The 23,071-nt window shown below is 36.2% G+C and carries 24 protein-coding genes; 1 reads left to right on the plus strand and 23 read right to left on the minus strand.

What is annotated here, in order from left to right; genetic code table 11:
- Position 1 precedes the first annotated feature (1 nt).
- The 21 genes from hslV to smc all read right to left on the minus strand — a co-directional run bounded on the left by hslV (position 2) and on the right by smc (position 21,301).
- Positions 2-547, minus strand: a complete 546-nt coding sequence (gene hslV, locus D8M05_RS04950) for an ATP-dependent protease subunit HslV (RefSeq protein ID WP_121129248.1) — start codon at positions 545-547, stop codon at positions 2-4.
- A 5-nt stretch (positions 548-552) separates the two neighbouring features.
- On the minus strand, positions 553-1,479 hold the full coding sequence (gene xerC, locus D8M05_RS04955) for a tyrosine recombinase XerC (RefSeq protein WP_121129249.1): 927 nt from the start codon (positions 1,477-1,479) through the stop codon (positions 553-555).
- 475 nt (positions 1,480-1,954) lie between these two features.
- Positions 1,955-4,030 (minus strand): type I DNA topoisomerase, encoded by a 2,076-nt coding sequence (topA, locus tag D8M05_RS04960; RefSeq protein WP_121129250.1) that lies wholly within the window; start codon positions 4,028-4,030, stop codon positions 1,955-1,957.
- Between the two features lie 137 nt (positions 4,031-4,167).
- Positions 4,168-5,076, minus strand: coding sequence for a DNA-processing protein DprA (dprA, locus tag D8M05_RS04965; protein WP_342772240.1), 909 nt, complete (start codon positions 5,074-5,076; stop codon positions 4,168-4,170).
- A gap of 173 nt (positions 5,077-5,249) precedes the next feature.
- Positions 5,250-6,152: a succinate--CoA ligase subunit alpha gene (gene sucD / locus D8M05_RS04970; protein ID WP_121129252.1), complete on the minus strand. Its 903-nt coding sequence runs from the start codon at positions 6,150-6,152 to the stop codon at positions 5,250-5,252.
- Positions 6,153-6,175: 23 nt separating this feature from the next.
- Entirely contained in the window at positions 6,176-7,336 is a 1,161-nt protein-coding gene (gene sucC, locus D8M05_RS04975) for an ADP-forming succinate--CoA ligase subunit beta (protein ID WP_121129254.1), read from the minus strand.
- Positions 7,337-7,436: 100 nt separating this feature from the next.
- Positions 7,437-7,709, minus strand: coding sequence for an EscU/YscU/HrcU family type III secretion system export apparatus switch protein (locus D8M05_RS04980; RefSeq protein WP_121129256.1), 273 nt, complete (start codon positions 7,707-7,709; stop codon positions 7,437-7,439).
- Positions 7,706-8,962, minus strand: a complete 1,257-nt coding sequence (locus D8M05_RS04985; protein WP_121129258.1) for a hypothetical protein — start codon at positions 8,960-8,962, stop codon at positions 7,706-7,708. The genes D8M05_RS04980 and D8M05_RS04985 overlap by 4 nt, the downstream gene beginning before the upstream one ends.
- Positions 8,963-8,976: 14 nt before the next feature.
- The gene (locus D8M05_RS04990) at positions 8,977-9,753 is read right to left on the minus strand and encodes a ribonuclease HII (protein WP_121129261.1); all 777 of its coding nucleotides are present in this window, start codon (positions 9,751-9,753) and stop codon (positions 8,977-8,979) included.
- A gap of 635 nt (positions 9,754-10,388) precedes the next feature.
- Positions 10,389-11,237 (minus strand): ribosome biogenesis GTPase YlqF, encoded by an 849-nt coding sequence (gene ylqF / locus D8M05_RS04995; protein WP_121129263.1) that lies wholly within the window; start codon positions 11,235-11,237, stop codon positions 10,389-10,391.
- Positions 11,238-11,246: 9 nt separating this feature from the next.
- Positions 11,247-11,810, minus strand: a complete 564-nt coding sequence (lepB, locus tag D8M05_RS05000; RefSeq protein ID WP_121129265.1) for a signal peptidase I — start codon at positions 11,808-11,810, stop codon at positions 11,247-11,249.
- A 225-nt stretch (positions 11,811-12,035) separates the two neighbouring features.
- On the minus strand, positions 12,036-12,380 hold the full coding sequence (gene rplS / locus D8M05_RS05005) for a 50S ribosomal protein L19 (RefSeq protein WP_121129267.1): 345 nt from the start codon (positions 12,378-12,380) through the stop codon (positions 12,036-12,038).
- 142 nt (positions 12,381-12,522) lie between these two features.
- Positions 12,523-13,260, minus strand: coding sequence for a tRNA (guanosine(37)-N1)-methyltransferase TrmD (gene trmD / locus D8M05_RS05010; protein ID WP_121129269.1), 738 nt, complete (start codon positions 13,258-13,260; stop codon positions 12,523-12,525).
- Positions 13,260-13,775 (minus strand): ribosome maturation factor RimM, encoded by a 516-nt coding sequence (gene rimM, locus D8M05_RS05015; RefSeq protein WP_121129270.1) that lies wholly within the window; start codon positions 13,773-13,775, stop codon positions 13,260-13,262. Before rimM ends, trmD begins: the two co-directional genes overlap by 1 nt.
- A gap of 14 nt (positions 13,776-13,789) precedes the next feature.
- The gene (locus D8M05_RS05020; protein ID WP_121129272.1) at positions 13,790-14,179 is read right to left on the minus strand and encodes a YlqD family protein; all 390 of its coding nucleotides are present in this window, start codon (positions 14,177-14,179) and stop codon (positions 13,790-13,792) included.
- A gap of 67 nt (positions 14,180-14,246) precedes the next feature.
- Positions 14,247-14,474: a KH domain-containing protein gene (locus D8M05_RS05025; protein WP_121129274.1), complete on the minus strand. Its 228-nt coding sequence runs from the start codon at positions 14,472-14,474 to the stop codon at positions 14,247-14,249.
- Between the two features lie 9 nt (positions 14,475-14,483).
- A complete protein-coding gene (gene rpsP, locus D8M05_RS05030) occupies positions 14,484-14,756 on the minus strand; it encodes a 30S ribosomal protein S16 (RefSeq protein WP_121129276.1) in 273 nt (90 codons plus the stop codon).
- A gap of 215 nt (positions 14,757-14,971) precedes the next feature.
- Positions 14,972-16,315, minus strand: coding sequence for a signal recognition particle protein (gene ffh, locus D8M05_RS05035; protein WP_121129278.1), 1,344 nt, complete (start codon positions 16,313-16,315; stop codon positions 14,972-14,974).
- A gap of 13 nt (positions 16,316-16,328) precedes the next feature.
- Positions 16,329-16,646, minus strand: a complete 318-nt coding sequence (locus D8M05_RS05040) for a putative DNA-binding protein (RefSeq protein WP_121129279.1) — start codon at positions 16,644-16,646, stop codon at positions 16,329-16,331.
- 78 nt (positions 16,647-16,724) lie between these two features.
- On the minus strand, positions 16,725-17,720 hold the full coding sequence (gene ftsY / locus D8M05_RS05045) for a signal recognition particle-docking protein FtsY (protein WP_121129281.1): 996 nt from the start codon (positions 17,718-17,720) through the stop codon (positions 16,725-16,727).
- A 14-nt stretch (positions 17,721-17,734) separates the two neighbouring features.
- The gene (gene smc, locus D8M05_RS05050) at positions 17,735-21,301 is read right to left on the minus strand and encodes a chromosome segregation protein SMC (protein WP_121129283.1); all 3,567 of its coding nucleotides are present in this window, start codon (positions 21,299-21,301) and stop codon (positions 17,735-17,737) included.
- Positions 21,302-21,458: 157 nt separating this feature from the next.
- On the opposite strand from smc, the gene D8M05_RS05055 reads away from it, so the two are divergent.
- A complete protein-coding gene (locus D8M05_RS05055) occupies positions 21,459-21,686 on the plus strand; it encodes a DUF1128 domain-containing protein (protein WP_121129285.1) in 228 nt (75 codons plus the stop codon).
- Positions 21,687-21,750: 64 nt separating this feature from the next.
- Here D8M05_RS05055 and rnc read toward each other — a convergent pair whose 3' ends face one another.
- Positions 21,751-22,434 (minus strand): ribonuclease III, encoded by a 684-nt coding sequence (rnc, locus tag D8M05_RS05060; protein WP_121129287.1) that lies wholly within the window; start codon positions 22,432-22,434, stop codon positions 21,751-21,753.
- Between the two features lie 367 nt (positions 22,435-22,801).
- Positions 22,802-23,035, minus strand: coding sequence for an acyl carrier protein (gene acpP, locus D8M05_RS05065; protein WP_121129289.1), 234 nt, complete (start codon positions 23,033-23,035; stop codon positions 22,802-22,804).
- Positions 23,036-23,071: the final 36 nt, after the last annotated feature.

Below are 23,071 nucleotides of genomic sequence, written 5' to 3' on the forward strand. Positions count from 1 at the left end.
ATTATTCGAGAACCTCTAACGTGATTTGATCATTCGTGTAAACGCAAATTTCACCAGCAATCTCAAGAGAAGCTCGAGCAATTTCTTTAGCAGATAACGCTGAGGAATGTCTAGCTAATGCGCGACCAGCACTTAAAGCGAAATTACCGCCAGAGCCAATTGCTAAAATTCCATCATCCGGCTCGATTACTTCACCAGTACCAGAAACAAGATACATTTGCTCTTTGTTCATCACAATAAGCATTGCTTCTAATTTCCGAAGCACCTTATCACTACGCCATTCTTTTGCCAACTCAACGGAAGCACGCGTAATATTTCCATTATACGTTTGTAACTTCCCTTCGAATTTCTCAAAAAGTGTAAAAGCATCCGCAACAGACCCAGCAAAACCAGCTAACACTTGACCGTTGAATAATCGCCTAACTTTTTTTGCTTTATGCTTCATAACAACAGCGTTACCTAATGTTACCTGTCCATCACCACACATAGCGCTCCCGCCGTTATGATTGATAGCAAATATTGTTGTTGCATGCATCTCATTTGACAATGGTTTCACCCCTCTGAACTATTATACGAATCATTTGCCCTTGGATGGCTATTCATATAAACATCACGCATGTAATCTTTGGTTACATGTGTATAAATTTGTGTAGAGGAAAGTCTCTTATGTCCAAGTAATTCTTGTACAGTTCGTAAGTCAGCACCTTCATTTAATAGATGCGTTGCAAAGGTGTGCCTAATCTTATGCGGATGGACATGAACCGTTAATGCCGCTTTTTCTACCATTTTATTTAGGATGTCTCTTATTCCTCTTGTTGTAAGCGGGTTTCCTCTTGCATTCAAAAAGACCGTATCTGTATGATTCTTTGACTTTAAGAGTAGTTTAGGTCTAGTTTCATTTATGTATGTTTCTAAGGCTATTTCTGCAAATCTTCCAAATGGAACATATCGTTCTTTCCGACCTTTTCCTTTAATGAACATTGTACCTATCGAAAAGTCGATATCTGCTAACCTCAGTCCCTGACACTCACTAACCCTAATCCCAGTCCCATATAGAGTCTCAATCAACGCTTGATTCCTTTGACCAAGTGGAGTCGTATCGTTTACTTCAAACAGTTTTTCGAGTTCTTCCATATATAAAAATGACGGTATTTTTTTACTCATTCTAGGTAAGGTCAAATGAATAAAAGGATTGCTAGAAACTCGTTTCTCCCTCTCCATAAATTTGTAGAAGCTTCGAATCGATGATATCTTCCTTGATACGGATCTTCTACTTAATTGATTACTATAGAGTGTAGTTAGAAATACGCGAACTACTTTTGGATCAACTTCTGCTATGTCCCCGATACCCTCTTGTTCTAAAAAGGCAAAAAAATTTTTTAAGTCATCATGATAGTACGCTACGGTGTATGGTGAGGCATTTTTTTCTATTTGCAAATACTCTATAAATTCATCACATACATCGACGAAAGCCTTCATGTTTATAGCCCCCAATTAAACAGCTAACACATCATATCATACGGATAAGTTATTTGCAATGTTTAAAACTGAAAAATAGCAAGATTCTGAATCATAGTTACTATTGTGATTATAACACAATTATTTGATTTGTCATGCAATTAGATGTTTTAAATACTAATCGATACCTTCCTCAACAAATCGTAATTATATCTCTAAAAAAATAGCAAGTCAATTAAATGAAAATCGATTTTTTATTAAGATTTGGATTCCGTGAATATTTTGTGAATAAAGCAATATTACCGTTATAGACAAGTTCTCTAAAAACTATTCTTATCTTTCGCAAAATTACTGAAAAGTTTTTAATAAGGCTGTTTTCTAAAGGCATTATTTTATTTCTCGTTATGTAACATTTTATATCAACAGCAAAAAATTTTACGTATAGAGCCTAAAAAACAAGAAAGAGCTGCTTATCATTTTGATAAGCAGCAAAAAATTAGCTTTGTACTTCTTCTTTGTAATCGCAATTCGTGCAAGCTACCTGTGCTCCTTTTTTGTTCTTCTTCTCAACAAGTAAAGAATCACATTTTGGACACGGCCTTGCTATCGGTTTGTCCCATGAAACAAAATCGCAATCAGGGAAATTATCACAACCATAAAATGTTCTTCTCTTTTTCGACTTTCTCTCCACAACATTGCCATCTTTACATTTCGGGCATTTTACACCAATTTCTTTGAGTATTGGTTTCGTGTTACGACAATCTGGGAAATTTGAGCAAGCTAGGAATTTCCCATATCGTCCCATCTTATATACCATTTCATGGCCACAATTTTCACAATCGATTCCAGCTGGTTCATCTTTAATCTCTATTTTTTCCATTTCTTGTTCAGCTTTTTCCAACCGTTTATGGAAACCTTGATAGAATTCATCAATAATATTTACCCAGTTATTCTCCCCTTCTTCAATTGAATCGAGATCACCTTCCATCTTCACAGTAAACTCTACATCGATAATTTCAGGGAAGAACTCTTCCATTATTTCGTTAACAATCGTTCCTAATTCGGTTGGCATGAAACGTTTATTATCAAGTGTCACATATCCTCGGCGCTGGATGGTATCAAGGGTTGGAGCATATGTGGATGGTCTACCAATCCCAAGCTCCTCCATCGTTTTTACTAACCTAGCTTCTGTATATCTTGGAGGTGGCTGTGTAAAGTGTTGGTTAGGACTTATTTCTTTCGACTTTACTTCCATTGCTTCGTCTAGCTCTGGAAGTAATTTGTCTTCAACCTTCTTATTATCATCCGTACCCTCTATATACACTTTCATAAAACCTTTAAACTTAATTTTAGAACCTGTTGCACGAAATTCAACATCATTATTAAGTAAGTGAACAGTCATTGTATCCATTACTGCAGGTGCCATTTGACTCGCCAAAAAGCGTTCCCAGATTAGCTTATACAGTCTAAGTTGATCCCTGGATAAAATTTCTTTTAACGATTTTGGGTCTCTTAAAATGGATGTTGGACGAATTGCTTCATGTGCATCTTGCGCACCTTCTTTTGCTTTCTTCGGTTTAGAATGGCCTAAATATTCTTCACCGTAATTTTCTACTATATAATCCACCGCTTCCTTTTTAGCGGTATCCGAAATCCTTGTAGAATCTGTACGCATATAGGTGATTAAACCAGTAATTCCACCAGCTTTTCTACCTAAATCGATCCCCTCATATAATTGCTGTGCTACCATCATTGTCTTTCTAGCTCTGAAGTTCAGCTTTCTAGCTGCCTCTTGCTGTAGCGAAGAAGTGATGAAGGCTTGAGCTGGATTTCTTTTTCTCTCCCGTTTTGTTACTTTATCAATCTCAAATTTGTCGCCTAGTTTATTAAGAATTACATTAACGTCCTTTTCTGATTTCAGTTCTTCCTTTTTTCCATTTATCCCATAAAAGGAACCTTCAAACACTGTCTCATCTTTTAAAAATTCTGCTTCAATTGTCCAGTATTCTTCTGGTTTAAAGTTCTCAATTTCTCTTTCACGATCAATAATCAATTTCATCGCTACTGATTGTACGCGACCAGCACTTAATCCTTTTTTCACCTTTTTCCATAATAATGGACTTATATTGTATCCAACCAATCGGTCAAGAACACGTCTTGCTTGTTGAGCATCAACTAAATCAATGTCAATTGTTCTTGGATGCTTAAAGGATTCTTTAATTGCGTCTTTCGTTATTTCATTAAATACAACACGACATTCTGAAGTTTCATCAACATTTAAGATATGAGCTAAATGCCATGCAATTGCCTCACCTTCACGATCCGGATCGGCCGCGAGAAAAATTTTCTTTGCTTTCTTAGCAGACTTACGTAAATCTTTTAGCACATCGCCTTTCCCTCGAATGGTAATGTATTTTGGCTTAAAGTTATCTTTCTCATCAACACCCATTTGACTTTTCGGTAAATCTCTGACATGGCCCATTGATGCTTTTACTTCGTATTTTTTCCCTAAATAACGTTCAATCGTTTTCGCTTTTGCAGGCGATTCCACGATTACTAGATAATCTTTCATATTCGTTCCTCCTAAAATGAGGTTGACAATTTTAATTTTTAAAATCTTCACTAATACTAAATATATACTTTAATTTTGTCAAACATACCGTACAACTTTTATACATTCTAATACTCTGAATAAGAGAAAAAACACTTTTAAACCCAGCTTATATAATTATTTCGTACGGTATCCCAATCCTCTTTAATATCTTGTGCATCTAATACTAATTTCGCCCCATCTTGAATCATTCGATGGCAACCTTTTGTTTGAGGTATTAACGGTGAACCTGGAACTGCATATACTTCTCTCCCCTGGTCTAATGCCTGATCAACCGTTATCAATGTTCCACTTTTTTCTGTTGCTTCTATTACTAAGGTTCCAAAGCTTAACCCACTTATTATACGATTTCTTTCTGGAAAGTGAAATCGTTTTGGAGGAGTATGTGGTGGATATTCCGATAATACTAATCCTTTTTTTGCAATTTGGTTGAATAAAGGTATATTCTGTTTAGGATATATATGTGAGAAACCACCGCCTAATACTGCAATTGTTTTTCCATTATTGTTTAAGGCAGTAATATGGGCAAAGCTATCAATACCCTTGGCCATCCCACTAACGATTACCCAATTATCGTTCACCAAAGGCTCAACAAGTATTTTTGTTTTCGTAAATGCTTCGTTGGATGATTTTCTAGTACCAATTACACTTAAAGCAGGCTGTATCGATAACAAAGATATATTACCTATTGCATATAATACGAGCGGACTATCTTTAATTGTATTTAACACACGTGGATAGTTGTCGTCAACTATAGTGATAATTTCACACATCATTAAATCTTTCGTTAACTGTTCTTGTAAAGATAAATCATGTAGGTCTATATGGAATAAGGAAGCATTATTATGCGGTATAGAATAGGTTTTAGAAATCTCAAGAGGAGTTAAGCGGTAAATATTACTTAGAGCAGGATCTAGAAGGAGAATTTTACGTATCGTCTTTCTTGTTACACCACGACATCGACTAACATGTATCAAACGATTACGAATTGATTTCAGGTCAAACACATCCCTATCTTCATTTTATAAAGTACAAGCGCCCGTTTAACGACATATGGAGCTGAAGGAAATTAGTCGCTGGACACCTTACCAAGACACCAAAGCACATTTTATCTGTTAAAATAGAACCTAAAAGAACTTCCTCTCTTAGGTTCCATATGTAAACCTTTTCTCAATTGATTTTAATGCGTTTTACACTTCTCGTCCAAACCTTTTTCTTTTAATACATTAATCATTGTCTCACCAATAACAGCTGGTGATTTAGCTACAGCAATTCCACACTCTTCCATTACACGGACTTTTTCTTCTGCAGTACCTTTTCCACCAGAAATAATGGCTCCAGCATGTCCCATGCGTTTTCCTGGAGGTGCAGTTGCTCCACCAATAAATCCAACTACTGGTTTCGTCATATTTGCTTTGATCCATTCTGCCGCTTCTTCTTCAGCAGTACCACCAATTTCACCAATCATAACAACAGCTTCGGTTTCTGGGTCTGCATTAAAAGCTTCTAGCACATCAATAAAGTTTGTTCCATTAACTGGGTCTCCACCAATCCCTACAGCAGAAGTTTGTCCATATCCAGCTTGTGACAATTGATGAACAGCTTCATATGTTAATGTACCAGAGCGGGAAACAACACCAATATGTCCTTTTTTATGAATATATCCTGGCATAATACCAACTTTACATTCATCTGCAGTGATTACTCCTGGACAGTTCGGTCCAACTAATCTTGTTTTCTTACCTTCCATGTATCGTTTTACTTTAACCATATCCAATACCGGAATATGTTCTGTGATACAAATTGCTAGTTCAAGTTCAGCATCAACCGCTTCGATAATGGCATCTGCAGCAAACGGTGCTGGTACATATATTACTGAAACAGTCGCACCTGTTTTGTCCACCGCTTCTTGCAATGTATTAAATACAGGAACACCTTCTACTTCTGTACCACCTTTTTTAGGTGTAACACCACCAACAATTTGTGTACCATATTCTAGCATTTGTTTCGTGTGGAATCTGGCTGTTCCACCAGTTATACCTTGGACAATTACTTTTGAATCTTTATTTAAGAAAACACCCATTTAAAGTCCGTCCTTCCTTTATTTTATTTCACCATCGATACAATTTTTTGTGCTCCATCAGCCATGGAATCAGCTGAAATGATATTTAGACCAGACTCATTTAGAATTTTCTTACCTAAGTCTACGTTTGTACCTTCTAAACGAACAACAAGTGGTAGTTCTAAACCAACCTGTTTCGTTGCTTCAACAACACCTTCAGCGATTACATCACATTTCATGATTCCACCGAAAATATTAACAAAGATCCCTTTCACATTTGAGTCAGATAGAATAATTTTAAATGCTTCTGTAACTTTTTCCGCTGTTGCACCGCCCCCAACGTCAAGGAAGTTTGCGGGCTCTCCGCCGGTGAATTTAATAATATCCATCGTTGACATGGCAAGTCCAGCACCATTCACCATACAACCAATATTTCCGTCCAATGCAACATAGCTTAGGTCATATTTTGATGCTTCAATTTCTTTTTCATCTTCTTCATCTAAATCACGTAATTCCATAATGTCAGGATGTCTGTATAAAGCATTATCATCAAAATTTAATTTCGCATCAAGTGCTAGAACTTCGCCATCACCTGTTGTTACAAGTGGGTTGATTTCTGCAATCGAACAATCTTTTGAAACAAATGCTTCGTATAAAGCTGTCATAAACTTAACAGCTTTTCCAATCAATTCATTTGGAATGTTTATGTTAAATGCTAGTCTACGAGCTTGATAGGGAGCTAGTCCTACTATTGGGTCTATAACTTCTTTAAAAATCTTCTCAGGAGTTTCAGCAGCTACCTCTTCAATCTCTGTACCACCTTCTTCAGATGCCATCATTACAACACGAGATGTCGCACGGTCTAATACTACTCCAACGTAATATTCCTTTTTAATATCACAGCCTTCTTCGATCAGAAGTCTTTTTACTTCTTTACCTTCTGGACCAGTTTGGTGAGTAACCAATGTCTTACCTAGTATTTCCTCGGCATATGTACGAACTTCATCTAAGTTCTTAGCAACCTTTACACCACCGGCTTTTCCACGGCCACCTGCATGAATTTGCGCCTTGACAACGTTTACAGTTGTCCCTAAACTTTTCGCTGCTTCTACAGCTTCATCAACTGTATATGCTACGTATCCATTAGGAACTTTTACGCCAAATTCACGTAAAACTTGTTTGCCTTGATATTCGTGAATATTCATCTATTATCCTCCTAACAATTGTACTGCTATTTAATTGTATCAAAAAAACGAAATTTAACAAGAATTTGTGATAATAATAATTAAAAAATTACAAGTATTACTATTCCTCACTTAATTTCTTATCTGCATGATAAATAAACGCAAATACTTCTGCCACAGCCTCGTACAACTCCTCTGGAATTGCTTCATTAATATTTAATTCTTGTAACAACGATACTAACGTTGGATCCTCAACAATCGGTACATTTTCTTCCTTGGCTTTATCAATAATAGTTTCTGCGATGAGTCCTTTGCCTATTGCTGTTACTATTGGTACAGCATCTATATTTTCATCATATTTAAGTGCTGTAGCTTTTTTACGTTCATTATTCATATACGAAAATCAACCCCTTGATAGACGGCATTGCTCTTTGTTTCAATAGGTGAGTTTTTTACTTCTCTCTGTTCTTTAACTGATTTAAATTGAATACTTGATAGGGTATAACTTATTCCTTCTAACCCCTTTTTCAGACTTGGTAACAATGTTATTGTTTTCGCCTGCAAGCTTTCATTGTCGTTAAAAATAGTTACGAAGATGGCGCGCTGTTTTATATTCATATCAATAATTGTCTCATTCAAAGTATTCAAATCTAAATAAAATAATACCCTACAATAGTCTGGGTTTATCTTTCCATCTTCTGATTTTTTACTTTTAAATTCTAGTTCCAAATCCTTCTTTAATGCCAATCGTTCTCCAGGTATATTTAGGAATGCTTGAATAAAGTTATCCGTTTCTGTAATCGAATTTAACTGTATACCATTGATGAAGTGTAATAGTTTTTCACCTTGTTCTTGTATCGAACCACTACCAGTACTTACTAACTGTACTAACATATTCTTGAATGTTTCTTGTTGATTAATATGATTGTTAAGAAGCCTGTTTTCATTTGAGAAGTCCATTAATTTCATATACCGGTTCAATTGCTGAATAAACTGCTCCTTAGGATTAGCCTGTAATAGAAGGAGCTCTTGCTCTTTATCGATTTGAGAAATTTCTACAAATCGATTTAATTCATGCGACAAATTCATGTATTTCGGATCATTCTCTATCTGTTGTAATAACTGTCTCATTAAGCTGGACTGGTCACTTATATTTTCAATGTATAGTGCTTTGAAAATAGCTTCATTCATCGGTAATTTTCGTCTAAACATTACTTGTAACACTTCTTGTGCTACCTTTTTGTCTTTCGCAGCGTCTAATATTGGCAATGCACTCGTAAGCTGCATTTTATTAAATGCAATTCCTTCTGACATTAGCTTGTGTATGAGGGATACGTTTGTTTTAGTGGACTTCATGCCTAATTGTCGCAGGAGATTTGAGTAATCTTGCTTTGGTTGGTTTTTCAATTTCTCACCAATAACTTTTAAATAAATGGTATTGTTCGATTTGTTAACTTGAAAATGATACTTGTTACCAATCACTAAGGAAGCTTCTAACTTTGCAATTAATTGCTGGTTAGAAAGCTTTATTTGTGCTTTTTGATTAGGATATATTTTGAGTATTTCACCCCGTACAATTTGTCCATTTCTTAGTTCCTGTCTTAGGTTTTTTGTTATTCCATCACTAGCTATTTTATGCAATCTCATCGCTTAGCCACCTTTCATACCTTTTCAATGACATTTCGAACAGGTGCAAACGATTTACGGTGATAGGGGGTAGCACCAGATTCTAACAATGTATCCATATGATGCTTTGTTCCATAGCCCATATTCGATGCGAAATCAAATGCTGGATATTCATTATGTATTTCACGCATGATATGATCACGTGTAACTTTTGCTAAAACACTTGCTGCTGCAATCGATATGCTTTTAGCATCTCCTTTAATAATTGATTCAGATGTGCAAGGAAGACTCGTCAGTTCCACTGCATCAATTAATAGATGGTCTGGCTGCGGCTTCAGTTGCATCACTGCCTGTCGCATTGCTAATTTTGTAGCCTCGAATATATTAATTTCATCTATCGTCTTACTATCAACAATCCCGATACCGTAGCTTAATGCTCTTTCTTTAATAATCGTGTAAAACTTCTCTCTTACTCTTTCGTTTAATTGCTTTGAATCATTTAATCCGATTAGTCTGAAGTCAGGAGGTAGAATAACGGCACAAGCAACAACTGGACCTGCCAAGGGACCTCGACCAGCTTCATCTATACCAGCAACAAACTTAGCCCCTCTGTTATATGCCTTGTTTTCATACACACACATTTCAAGGTAATTCTTCTCTAACTCTCTTTCTTTCTGTATTTGTTTCTCATAGCTTTTCATAATTTTTTGAACACCTTTACGTTCATCTTTCTTTAATTGTTCGATTTGCTCCTCTTTGACTTCTCCGTCTTTTATTAATTGTTTAATGACCGAAATCGATAACTTTTCCACCAACATTCACCTTTCTCTCTATCTTATATCGACAATTTTCCATACTTTTTTAAGAAGACTATTTTCTAAAAGATTATTGTTTATCCAGTATTGTAATGTATAAACTCTGGACTAAGTGAAGGTTTTTGCTTAGTCTACCGTTCCAGAAAGACACTTCGCTTTTCGCGGGCGGCTGGTGAGCCTACTTCGTGCTAATGCACTCCGAAGTCTCACCTAGGCCTGTCCTCCCGCAGAAGTCTATGTGTCTTTCCTCCACTAAGGTATCTGCTCTACTTTTATAAAACTAGAAAAATGCTGTTTTTACAGAAAACAACTATTCGTTACGTTGTTATATAGACTATAACCTCAAAAATATTTAGAGCAACTAACTTAGCTTAGGCATAATACGTAGAGTCCTACGGGAACAGCACGTGTCCGAAGACCCCGCCGTAAGTGTTTTTTGCTTGCGAGGAGGCTGAGGCCGCGCCCGTGAAAAGCGAAGTATTCTGCCGGAGCGAAAAGCAGGGCATAGCATTAATAAGTGTAAGCGAGAGCTACACAATACTGAATTAAATAAGTCCACTATTTTTGCAAAAAACAATAACCAAACGGAAAAGATCCTTAAGAAAAATAAGACATACATCATAAGATGCATGTCATTCTTCTGGTAATTCTAGTGTTATATTTCCGAGTCTGCCCGAACGGAGGTCCCTAAGAACAATATCTGATACTTTATGAAAATCTACTTCCCCTCCACCTTGTAGAGCTCCACGTTCCTTACCAATTTTCACAAAAACATCCACTATTTCTTCCGTTCCTTCAACAATGCCATAGCGTTCATGCAGGAGTTTTGGATATTGCTCTTCTATATGTCTTAACACAAATACAACTATGTCTTGTAATGATAATAACTGGTCCTTTATTGTACCAATTGCTGCTAAACGGTAGCCAACTGCTTGATCTTCAAATTTAGGCCATAAAATTCCTGGCGTGTCTAATAATTCAAAATCCTTCTTTACCTTGATCCATAGCTGTTGCTTTGTTATACCTGGTCTATCACCAGTTTTGGCAGCTTTCCTATTTGCAAGTCGATTAATTAATGTTGACTTTCCTACATTCGGAATCCCAACAATCATTGCCCTCGCAGCTCTCGGTTTAATGCCTTTTTTTAATAATTTGTCCATTTTTTCTTGCCCAAGCTCTTTCGCCAATTGTATAACACGTTTAATGTCCGCCTTATCATTAACATCTACAGCTAAGGCTGGGATTCCTTTTTCTTTAAAATACGTTAGCCACGTCTCTGTAGCTCGATGATCAGCTAAATCTTTTTTCATAAGCACAACCATCTTCGTTTTATTTTGAAGTACTTGCTTGAGCATAGGGTTTTGTGATGATAAGGGTGCTCTAGCATCTACTAACTCCATTACAAAATCAACAAGTTTTAATTTTTCTTCCACTTCACGCTTGGCTTTCGCCATATGACCTGGAAACCATTGTATTGGCATATGATAAACCTACTCTCCTACAAATTGCATTCGATCAAGTGGCCAGTATACTAAACTAGCCTCACCTACTATTTCGTCCATTGATATAACACCGAGCATCCTACTATCCGTTGAATTCCCACGATTATCTCCTAGCACAAGAACATGTCCATCAGGAATCACTTCATATCCACCTGGTAAGTTTTCTAGTGAAAAATCATTTGTTAGGGTTTGATATGGCCTTATATTATCCTTCTGTTCTTCTAAGAAAGGTTCTTCAACCGCTTCACCATCTATGTATAATGTTTCACCCTTTACTTCTACATGTTCTCCTGGTAAACCAATTACACGTTTTATAAAATCCTTCTGTGCTGATGCATGAAAAACGACAATATCAAAACGGTCCGGTTCTTTCAAATGGTAAGTTAACTTATTAACAATCATTTGATCTCTATCTTCTAGGGTTGGTAACATGGACGGGCCATCAACTACTATAGGCGAGAAAAGAAACATTCTCACAATAAATGCTAAGCCTAATGCAAGCAGCAACGCTTTTATCCAATCAAACCATTCATTTTTCTCTTTCTTAGCCATTTGTTCTCCTCCTGGCCTATCATCTCATTCTTTCATATTTTACCATATCATATCCATTTTTTTTAATTTATAAAGCGATAATAAAAAAATTTCTATCGACATGAAGATTTTTGATTACAATTCGAAAAGACTACTTCACATCAACATAATTATAAGTAAATAAAAAAGGAGCTTGTGCAATGCCAAGTTCCTTTTTTATCACTGTTTTTATCCAGTTTCATAAAATTAACGACGTTCTTTGATACGTGCAGCTTTACCACGTAGATTACGTAGATAGTAAAGTTTAGCACGACGAACAATACCACGACGAGTACGTTCAATTTTAGCAACACGTGGAGAATGTACAGGGAATGTACGTTCAACTCCAACACCGTAAGAAATTTTTCTTACTGTAAATGTTTCACTAATTCCACCGTTTTGGCGTTTAATGACAACACCTTCGAAAACCTGAATACGTTCACGAGTTCCTTCGACAACCTTCACGTGTACCTTTACAGTATCACCAGGTCTAAAATCAGGATGATCCGTGCGTAGTTGGTCTTTTGTAATATCAGCAATTAGTTGTTGCATCCTACTTCACTCCTTCCAAACCAATGCTCATTATTCTAAATTAGAACAGCGGAACATCGTTATACGGCTTAACCGAGCATTAAGCACAATCAATAATATAACATAATAGGCCTATGAATTCAACTATTTTTAGAAAAAATCACTATGAATCTTGTTTACTAACTTCTTGCAATCGTCTTCTATCTTCCACTGATAGTTCTAGGTCTTCGAGCAATTCTTTTCTTCGCATATAAGTTCTTTTTAATGATTCCGTTCTTCTCCAATTTTCAATTTTAGCATGATCACCAGACATTAAAACATCCGGGACTTTCATCCCACGAAAATCAGCTGGCCTTGTGTAATGAGGATGTTCTAATAAACCAGTTGAAAAGGAATCCTTTGGTGCCGATTCTTCATTACCAAGAACATTTGGCAATAAGCGGACAACACTATCAACAACAACCATCGCACCGAGTTCCCCGCCTGTTAACACATAATCGCCGATGGATATTTCATCTGTTACAAGATGTTCCCGAATTCGTTCATCATATCCTTCATAATGACCACAAATGATAATTAAATGCTCTTCATTTGCTAATTCTTCCGCTTTCTTTTGATTATAGGCTTGCCCTTGGGGGCACATTAGGATAATTCGTGGCTTCGTATTTTCTTTCTTCGTAATTGCTTCTACTGCATCAAATACAGGCTGTGGTGTAAGTACCATTCCTGCTCCTCCGCCGTATGGATAGTCATCCACTTTTTTATGTTTATTCTCCGTGTATTCTCTAAAGTTTACCAGGTTATAACTATATTTTTCATTATCATGCGCTTTTTTTAAAATAGAGTTATTAAATACGCCAGAAAACATCTCTGGAAATAATGTTAAAATGTCGATATGCATTAGTCAAGCAATCCTTCCATTGGTTCAATTACAATTTTCTTCTCGGAAATATCAATGTTCTTCACAACATCTTCAATGTAAGGAATTAATAAATCTTTTGATTTGGGACGCTTAATAACCCAAACATCATTTGCTCCTGGAGAGAGTATTTCTTTAATTATACCTAACACTTCACCTGACGTTGTCACAACATTACATCCAATGATTTCATGATAATAATACGCATCTTCTTCCAACTCAGTAAGCTGTTCTTCGGTTATTTTCAAATAAGTTCCTTTATGTTTTTCAACATCATTAATGTTGTCATACCCTTTGAAATGTATCAGGTCAAATCCTTTATGGATCCTATGACCATCAATTACTAATTCTATGTTTTCTCCATTTTCCTTTTCAAGATATACAGTTTCACCCACTTGAAAACGTTCCTCAAAGTCACTTATCCGAAATACCTTAACTTCCCCGCGAATCCCATGTGTATTTACAATTTTCCCGATGTTAAACATTTTTTTATTCATATTCTTCCCACCTGCTATTTATCAATTCGGATTACAATACCATCTTTTATTACAACTGCTTGGCCTTGCATCAGTTCATTCCAATGCGCCCCTTCTGTAACCTCAACAAGAGCTTCAACTTCTTTTTCAACAATTTCACTTCCTAATTCAAGCATCTCCAATTGTTCAAGCTTGAAATCAATTAAACTAATCTTTTCTTTTCGTTTATTAATTTCTTTTTGAAAACGCTGTTTGATTTCTTGCTTTGAAACTCCAGACTTATTCTCGAGCTTCCTTCTTTCAAACAATAACTGTTGACACTCTTGTTCAAGCCGCATTATATGATTTTGAAAGTCTACTTTAAGCTTTCTTTTACTTTCTTCTGTGACAATTTGCTTAATCTGTACTTTCTTTATTATCTCCACATATTCCCCTCCCTCTTAGCAAATGTGAAAAAAGGGAAAGTAAAACCAACTGGTCCCTTTCCCTTTTCTACATAATATCTAAGTAAATGCGTTTTTCCCCTTCATTCTTAGCTGCATAAACAACTGTCCGAATCGATTTTGCAATACGACCATTCTTACCGATTATCTTCCCAACATCGTCACCATGAACAGTCAGATGATAGACAATTTTCGTATCTTCCTCCGTTTTTGTAACAACGATGTCTTCAGGATAATCTACAAGTGGTGTAATAATAGATTCAATTAGGGCCTTCATACGAACACACTACTTTGCCATTTTTTGTTCGTGGAATTTTTTCATGATGCCTTGTTGTGAGAAAAGATTGCGAACAGTGTCACTTGGTTTAGCACCTTTCGTCATCCAATCAAGAGCTTTTTCTTCATCTATTTTTACTTCAACTGGATTAACAACTGGGTTATATGTTCCAATTTGTTCGATTTGACGTCCATCACGAGGAGAACGTGAATCAGCTACAACAATACGGTAAAATGGATTTCTTTTAGAACCCATACGTTTCAAACGAATTTTAACTGCCATGTCTTGCACCTCCAAATAAAATGTTATTCACAAGATAGAATTGTATCAGAAACTTTTAGGTCTGTAAAGTGTTTTTACATTACATAGTATATTTCTTCTTAAAATATTCCCTGAATACACTCCGTCTAGCTTAGTGGGGAGCCTCGGCACAGAATAAATCTTGCAACGTAACGAGCAATTCTTATCACTATGCAGAGCACCGCACAACCTAAACATTACATAAAAGGAAAATTCATTCCTTTTCCTTTTTTACCTTTTTGCATGTTTGTCATTTGCTTCATCATTTTTTTCATTTCGCTAAATTGCTTTAATAAGCGATTTACTTGTGAAACTGTAGTACCTGAACCTTTAGCAATACGCTTCTTACGGCTCGCATTTATAACTTCAGGCTCTTGTCTTTCTTGTTTGGTCATAGATTGTATAATTGCTTCAACTTGAGATATTTGCTTTTCATCCAATTGAGCATTTTTTAACCCTTTTACTTTATTCGCCCCTGGTAACATCGAAATCAAGTCATCTAATGGTCCCATTTTTCTTACTTGTCCCATTTGCTCTAGAAAGTCATCAAAAGTAAATGACATGGTACGCATCTTCTCTTCTAGCTCTTTCACTTGTTTCTCATTGACATTCTCTTGCGCTTTCTCGATTAAGGAAAGGACGTCACCCATCCCTAGAATTCTTGACGCCATACGCTCAGGGTGGAATGCTTCCAACTCATCGAGTTTTTCACCCATCCCAGCAAATTTAATCGGTTTATCTGTGACAGCCTTAATGGATAATGCCGCCCCACCACGAGTATCTCCGTCAAGTTTCGTCAATACAACACCAGTTATATCAAGCTGTTCATTAAAACTTTCAGCCACATTGACAGCATCTTGACCTGTCATTGCATCAACAACTAAGAAAATTTCATCTGGCTTTACTTTTGCTTTAATTTGCTCTAACTCATCCATTAAATCTGTATCTACATGTAAGCGACCTGCTGTATCGATGATCACATAATCATTATGTTCTTCTTTCGCTTTTGCTAAAGCCTCTGTTGCAATATCAACAGGATTTGCTTCTGTTCCTTGTGAGAATACTGGCATCGATAATTGCTCGCCAAGTGTTTCTAATTGTTTAATTGCTGCAGGACGATAGACATCACATGCCACTAGTAATGGTGAACGATTATGTTTTTTACGTAAGTGATTCGCGAGCTTACCTGATGTGGTTGTTTTACCAGCACCTTGTAGACCGACCATCATAATAACAGTAGGTGGCCGATCACTAACAGCTATTTTACTTTGCTCACCACCCATTAGTGCAGTAAGCTCTTCTTTAACAACTTTAATAACCTGTTGGCCAGGTGTTAAACTCTCCATCACTTCCTGTCCAACAGCACGTTCTTTAATTCGCTTGATTAAATCCTTTACTACTTTAAAGTTAACATCCGCTTCTAGTAGAGCTAAGCGAACTTCTCTTGTCATCTCTTTTACATCTTGCTCAGAGACTTTCCCTTTACCTGTTATCTTCTTTATTGTACTTTGCAGGCGGTCGGCCAATCCTTCAAATGCCATAGAAGGTGTCCTCCTAATCTATTTCTTTTAGTTGTTGAATCAATTTTAACATGTTTTCATCTTTTTCCATACTCTCGATTTGCTTTATAATAGCATCTCTTTTTTCAAACTTGTCATATAGAAATAATTTACTCTCGTACGATTCTAGCATTGTTTCTGTACGTTTAATATTATCATATACAGCCTGACGGGAGACTTTTAACAAGTCGGAAATCTCACCTAACGAATAATCTTCTAAATAATACAATTCCATATAATTTCGTTGTTTAGGTGTTAACAAGGCTTGATAAAAATCAAACAAATAATTTATTCTTGTCGTTTTTGATAGCATCTATCCCACCCCTTGTTAAGTGAATTCCCTTTACACTTATCTTACCTGAATTTGAAACGAAGTCAATATTTAGGTGTTTTACTGCTCTGTATCCATCAAATCTGCAAACAATCCGTACACAAATGCATTCGCATCAAACTTTTGCAAATCCTCTACTTTTTCACCGAGACCAACAAATTTCACAGGAATATTCAATTCATTACGTATGGCTAATACGATTCCACCTTTGGCTGTCCCGTCTAGTTTTGTTAAAACAATTCCTGTAACATTGGTAGCCTCTGAGAAGGTTTTCGCCTGACTTAGCGCATTTTGACCTGTGGTTGCATCTAATACGAGTAGGACTTCATGTGGTGCACCAGGTATCTCGCGTTCAATAACCCGTTTTACTTTTGCTAGCTCGTTCATCAGGTTTACTTTATTTTGCAGCCTGCCTGCTGTATCACATATTAATACATCCGCATTTCTGGATTTTGCTGCCCTAATCCCATCAAAAATAACCGCAGCAGGATCACTACCAGCACTCTGTTTAATCACATCAACGCCTGCTCGCTCACCCCAAACTTCGAGCTGCTCAATTGCGCCAGCACGGAACGTATCTCCTGCTGCTAGGACAACGTTTTTTCCATCCTCTTTAAGTTGATTAGCAAGCTTTCCAATGGAAGTCGTTTTCCCAACTCCATTTACACCAACTACTAAAATAACCGTTAAATCATTTTCCTGCAAATTTAATTCTTCAATTTCTTGGTCGTCATCCCCATAATATATCTCAACTAGTTTCTCAGAAATAACATCCTTTACTTCCCTCGTATCTTTAATATTCCTGCGTTTCACTTCCATTTTTAACTCTTCAATTAAATCCATAACCGTCATAACACCAACATCTGCTGTAATAAGAACTTCTTCTAACTCTTCAAAAAAGTCCTCATCAACACTACGGTAACGAGCAATAAGGTCATTAATTTTACTAGAGAAAGTGTTTCGCGTTTTTTTCATCCCGTCTTTATACTTCTCTGATACTTCTTCTGTTTCTTTGTTTTGTTTAAATTTGCTTTTCAATTTATCCATAAATCCCATAACCAATTACCTCCCTATGAATTAATTAATTCTTTTGTATCCTCTAAACGAACGGAAACCATACGTGACACGCCAGATTCCTGCATCGTCACACCATACAATACATCCGATTCCTCCATCGTTCCTTTACGATGTGTAATGACAATGAATTGCGTATCTTCGCTATATAATTTTACATATTTCGCAAATCTACTAACATTTGCTTCATCCAGTGCTGCTTCCACTTCATCCAAGATACAAAATGGCACTGGGCGAACACGTAAAATAGCAAACAATAATGCAATTGCTGTCAAGGCTCGCTCGCCACCTGATAGTAAGGCTAAGTTTTGTAATTTTTTACCTGGTGGTTGGGCAATAATGTCTACACCTGTGTCTAATAGTTGTTTCGGGTCAGTCAATTTTAGCTCAGCGTGGCCGCCACCAAATAATTGTTTAAACACAACTGCGAATTCCTCTTTGATTTTTGAAAATGTTACATCAAACCTTCGTTCCATTTCTTCGTCCATCTCTGCGATTACAGCAAATAACGTGTTCTTTGCTTCCACTAAGTCTGCTTGTTGCTCTGTTAAAAATCCGTGTCGTTCGGCGATTCTTTCATACTCATCGATTGCACCAAGGTTAACGTTTCCTAACTGATCAATTTCACTCTTTATTTGTAAGACTACAGCTTTTGCTTCCACGATATCATCCGCTTTTTCATAGGTATTTCGAGCCTTTTCGTAAGTCATTGTATATTCTGTTTGCAAATGGGTTAATCGGTTTTCTAAATCGACATCTAGACGATTTGCTTGCACCTCTTTTTGCTGAATAGCTTGCATAAGGATGTGATGTTTTTTATTTTCTTCCTTTAATTCTCTTTCCTCGTCTTGTACAAATTGTGAAAGATTAGCACGTTCTTGCCGTTTTTCTTGAATAGAACTTGTTAGCGTTGCCTTCTCTAATTTGCTTTTTTCTATCATTAGAATAATTTCTTCTTCGGTTTCATCACCATCTTCAATTGCCAACAATTTTGCTAAATCATTAGAATACTTGTCATTTTGCTGCTTCAACAGTGTTAGTTGCTCTTTGGTAGCATTCACCTTTTCTCTCTGATTCTTCACACGCTCTTCCTGCTCTGCGAAAGATACTCTATATTGATGATAATCATTTTGTAATTTTTCATGATTTCCCTTAAATGCTACTTCTTGCTCTGTTAACCTTTCAATTTTATTCTCTATTTTCGCTAATTGTTGCTTGATATGTTCTAAGTCAATAGACAGTGCCTTATCACGCATTTCCAATTGTTCCTGATCAAGCGAATACTGCTTATTATCTTGGTCATACATATACAGATTATCATTTAGGGAATCTAGTTTCAGTTCTAATTCTCTATATTCTGTTTGTAATTGTTGAAGTTTCTTTTGTTCATTTGTAACTGCATCTTCCTCAATCTTAATTCTGCCTTCAATTTCTGCAATCTCTTGCTTTTTATTTTTCACCTTTTTTTCAAAAATAACAATTTTCTCTTGGTATTCATTCATTCTCAGTGTTTCTTCTTCGAGATCTTTTTCTCTTGTGAATAACGATTGATTCGTTTTCTTCCCGGCACCACCAGACATAGAGCCACCAGGGTTTACTACATCACCTTCTAGAGTAACCACACGAAATCTTCGCTGCATTTGCCTTGCAATATCATTTGCATCTTTCAACGTTTCAGCAATAACAACATGCCCCATTAGGTGATTAATGGCCTTTTGATAATCTTTACTTGTGTGAACTAGGTTCGCAGCAATACCGACAAATCCAGGGTGTTTCTCAATTTGTGTTAGCATATCTCTTGACACAAATCGCTCTTGAATCGACTTAAGGGGCAGAAAAGTTGCACGACCACTATTTGTTTTTTTGAGCCAAAAAATTGCATTTCTTGCTGCAGCATCATCTTTAACAACAATATGTTGTGCCTGTCCACCTAGTACGGTCTCGATTGCTGTAATATAAGCTTTGGGAACGTCTATTAACTCGATTACCGCACCATGAATATCAGCTAGTTTATTCTCCCCACGTGCTCTTAAAACAGCCTTCACTCCCTGGAAGAACCCTTGAAAATCTTCCTTCATTTCTTCAAGCATTTCTTTCTTCGATTTTACTTTTTCAATGTATTGATAACCCTGATAAAGCTTTTGTTGTGATTCTTGAAATTGCTTCCGTTCATTTTCAAGACTATATTTTAATTTTCGTATGAGTAATTGCTTGTCATGATGATTTTTCTCTTGTTCATCTAGATTTTCTTTCGTTTGTTCCTTCTCTTTCGATAACTTTTCTCTTAATTCTAGTAAGCCTTGAAATTTTGATGCTTGTTTTTCCGTTTTCCCTGTCACTTGCTGTAACTGGTTCAGAATTGATTGCTTTTCATTTCGCATCGCTGCCTGCTTGTTTAAGAACTCAATATATTCCGATTTAAGCTCTTCAATTTGTTCTGAGATTGTTTCTTGGTTCATTTCTAACTTTTCTTTTAAACTATGCACTTGTTTTTTTGTTTGCTGCCTTGTTTCTAGTAAAGATGTTAGTTTTGTTTGCTCTTCTTCCAACTCTTCATGCAACTTATTAAGTTTGACAAGCGTTTCTTCTTTTTGTACTTTAAGTTTCTGTTTGTTTTCATCAAAGTGTTTCGTTCTTTCATGTAATAATTGCTTTTTTCCTTCATATTTTTCTAGTTTTTCTGTAGTGGTAAGAAGCTCTATTTGCAATGCTTCAATATCTGTATCTATTTGTTCTGTAGCTTGTCTCTTCTTTTCAATTTCAGCTTCTTTTTTGTGAATCATTGTTTTAAAATCAATTTCAGTAGATTGATCCTTTTCTATTTTAGCTAATAAGGACTGCCATTCTTTATGTAATTCCTCTATTTCCGCAACTAAAAAAGATATCTCTTTGCTTTTCAATGTTTCCTTTAAATCTACATATTTTTTTGCTGTTTCTGCTTGTTCCTTGAGTGGATTTATCTGCCCGTCAATTTCAAAAATAATATCTTCCACACGATTTAGGTTTTCCTGTGTTTCAGCTAATTTATATTCTGCTTGCTTCTTTCTTTGTTTATATTTTAATACGCCCGCTGCTTCTTCAAAGATAGCACGTCTTTCTTCGGCTTTTGAACTTAATATTTCTTCAACTTTCCCTTGACTAATAATCGAAAATGCATCTCGCCCAAGACCTGAATCCATAAATAAATCGATTATATCCTTCAGGCGACATGATTGTTTATTAATGTAAAACTCACTATCTCCAGAACGATAGACGCGTCTAGTTACATTTACTTCTTCAAAATCTAACGGGAGGGCATGGTCTTCATTATTAAGTACTAACGTTACCTCAGCGACATTCAACGGTTTTCTTGTTTCACTACCTTGGAAAATAATATCTTCCATTTTGGATCCACGTAATGACTTTGCTGACTGCTCACCAAGTACCCAGCGAATTGCATCGGTTATATTGCTTTTCCCGCTACCATTAGGTCCAACAATCGCCGTTACACCTGGTACAAATTCCACACTTATCCGTTCAGCAAAGGATTTAAATCCTACACTTTCTAACCGTTTTAAATACATATACATTCTCCTATTTCTCGTAAACAACTGATGAAAATTCTTATATAAAAAACTTTAGTTCTTGGCTTTTTACCGCATTTATTTTATCATAAAGTGAGTGACAAAAGAAGTCTGTAACAAAATACATAGCGATTTGTCTTAGAAGGGGAGGAATACGATGAATTTGGAGACTGCATCCGAGGAAAATTTAAAGTTTATTTTAGAACAATTAGCTGACAAGTTAAACGTTGTTAACCGTGGACTTTTAGATGCTGAAGATTATGATATCGATAAGTATGATGACTTAAAACTCATGTACGATATTGTTATACAAAAAGGAAAACTGAGTGTATTGGAAACACAAGCATTCGTTGAGGAATTAGGTAGAATAAGAAAAAGTATTTAATTTTAATGATACTTAATAAATAGATTAGGGGGGCTGAATTACTACAATTCACCCCCCTTTAATGTCAAGCATCTAATCCATCAATCGCTAACTTAGCTGCACGCTGTTCTGCTTCTTTTTTTGTTCTACCAATTCCTTCACCAGAAACTTCATCATTAATAAATACATTAGCGACAAATTCTTTATTATGTGAAGGTCCTCTTTCTTCCACAATTTTATATTCAACTGTTTTATTTTTAAATTGCTGAACAAATTCCTGTAATTGGCTTTTATAATCCATTTCATGCGAAAAAGCACCAGCTTGTATTTTCGGAAAAACGTAATCCTCTAGAAATTTTAGCGCTGTATCAAAACCTTGGTCTAAATAAAGTGCACCTAGAAATGCTTCAAATACATCTGCCAAGATTGCAGGGCGCTCTCTTCCTCCAGTTTGATCCTCTCCTTTTCCGAGTAATAAGTATGCACCAAAGTTTAAATCTTGTGCAAAACCTTTTAAGGAGGGTTCACAAACAATTGCTGCCCGGAGTTTTGTCATTTCTCCCTCTGGCATCTTCCTATTTTTACGAAATAAATGTTGGGACACACCTAATTCTAAAACGGCATCCCCTAGAAATTCTAGCCTTTCGTTATCCGAAAAAACCTCATTGCGATGCTCATTCACATAAGATGAATGTGTAAAAGCCTGACTGATTAAATCATGGTTATGAAATGAAATATTTAGTTGTTTTTCTAGTTGTGCAACATCCATCCATGTCACCTCTTAATTTATATAGTTTGCTAAGAAAGTCTCGCAATTATGCGAGACTTTCTAAAAAAGGGTATAAAATAATCCAGTAAGTTTCCACCTCTGGAGAAGATGCGTCTAGTTCCAGTGCCCGACGACTAGCGAGACTTCCCTCACCTCCGTACGATAACAGTTCGACATAGTTGAACTTCCTTAACCAAGTTTTAAGGAAGGCCGACTAAAAGCAGGCTTACGCCAACGTCGGCATCCCCCATAAAAGGGCATGTTTCCTTTATCTCCTACGGTAGGAATATTCGATTAAAATCGAACCACCCACAAATTACGTGGGCGCAGTCCGTACGTCGCTGAGCGGGCACTTACACTTTTGAAATTACTGTTTACTATTTATGTAATTAACAGCATCCCCTACTGTATTAATTTTTTCAGCTTCTTCATCAGCGATTTCCATATCAAATTCATCTTCAAGTTCCATAACTAGCTCCACAACATCAAGTGAATCTGCTTCAAGGTCATCTTTAAAAGATGCTTCCATTGTTATTTTATCCTCTTCTACATCAAGACGATCTACAATAATAGCTTTCACGCGATCAAATACTTCTGCCATTTCTAATTCACCTCCCTTCAAGTAGTATATCGATTT

Source organism: Oceanobacillus bengalensis (assembly GCF_003628445.1).
GTDB classification, from domain to species: domain Bacteria; phylum Bacillota; class Bacilli; order Bacillales; family Amphibacillaceae; genus Oceanobacillus; species Oceanobacillus bengalensis.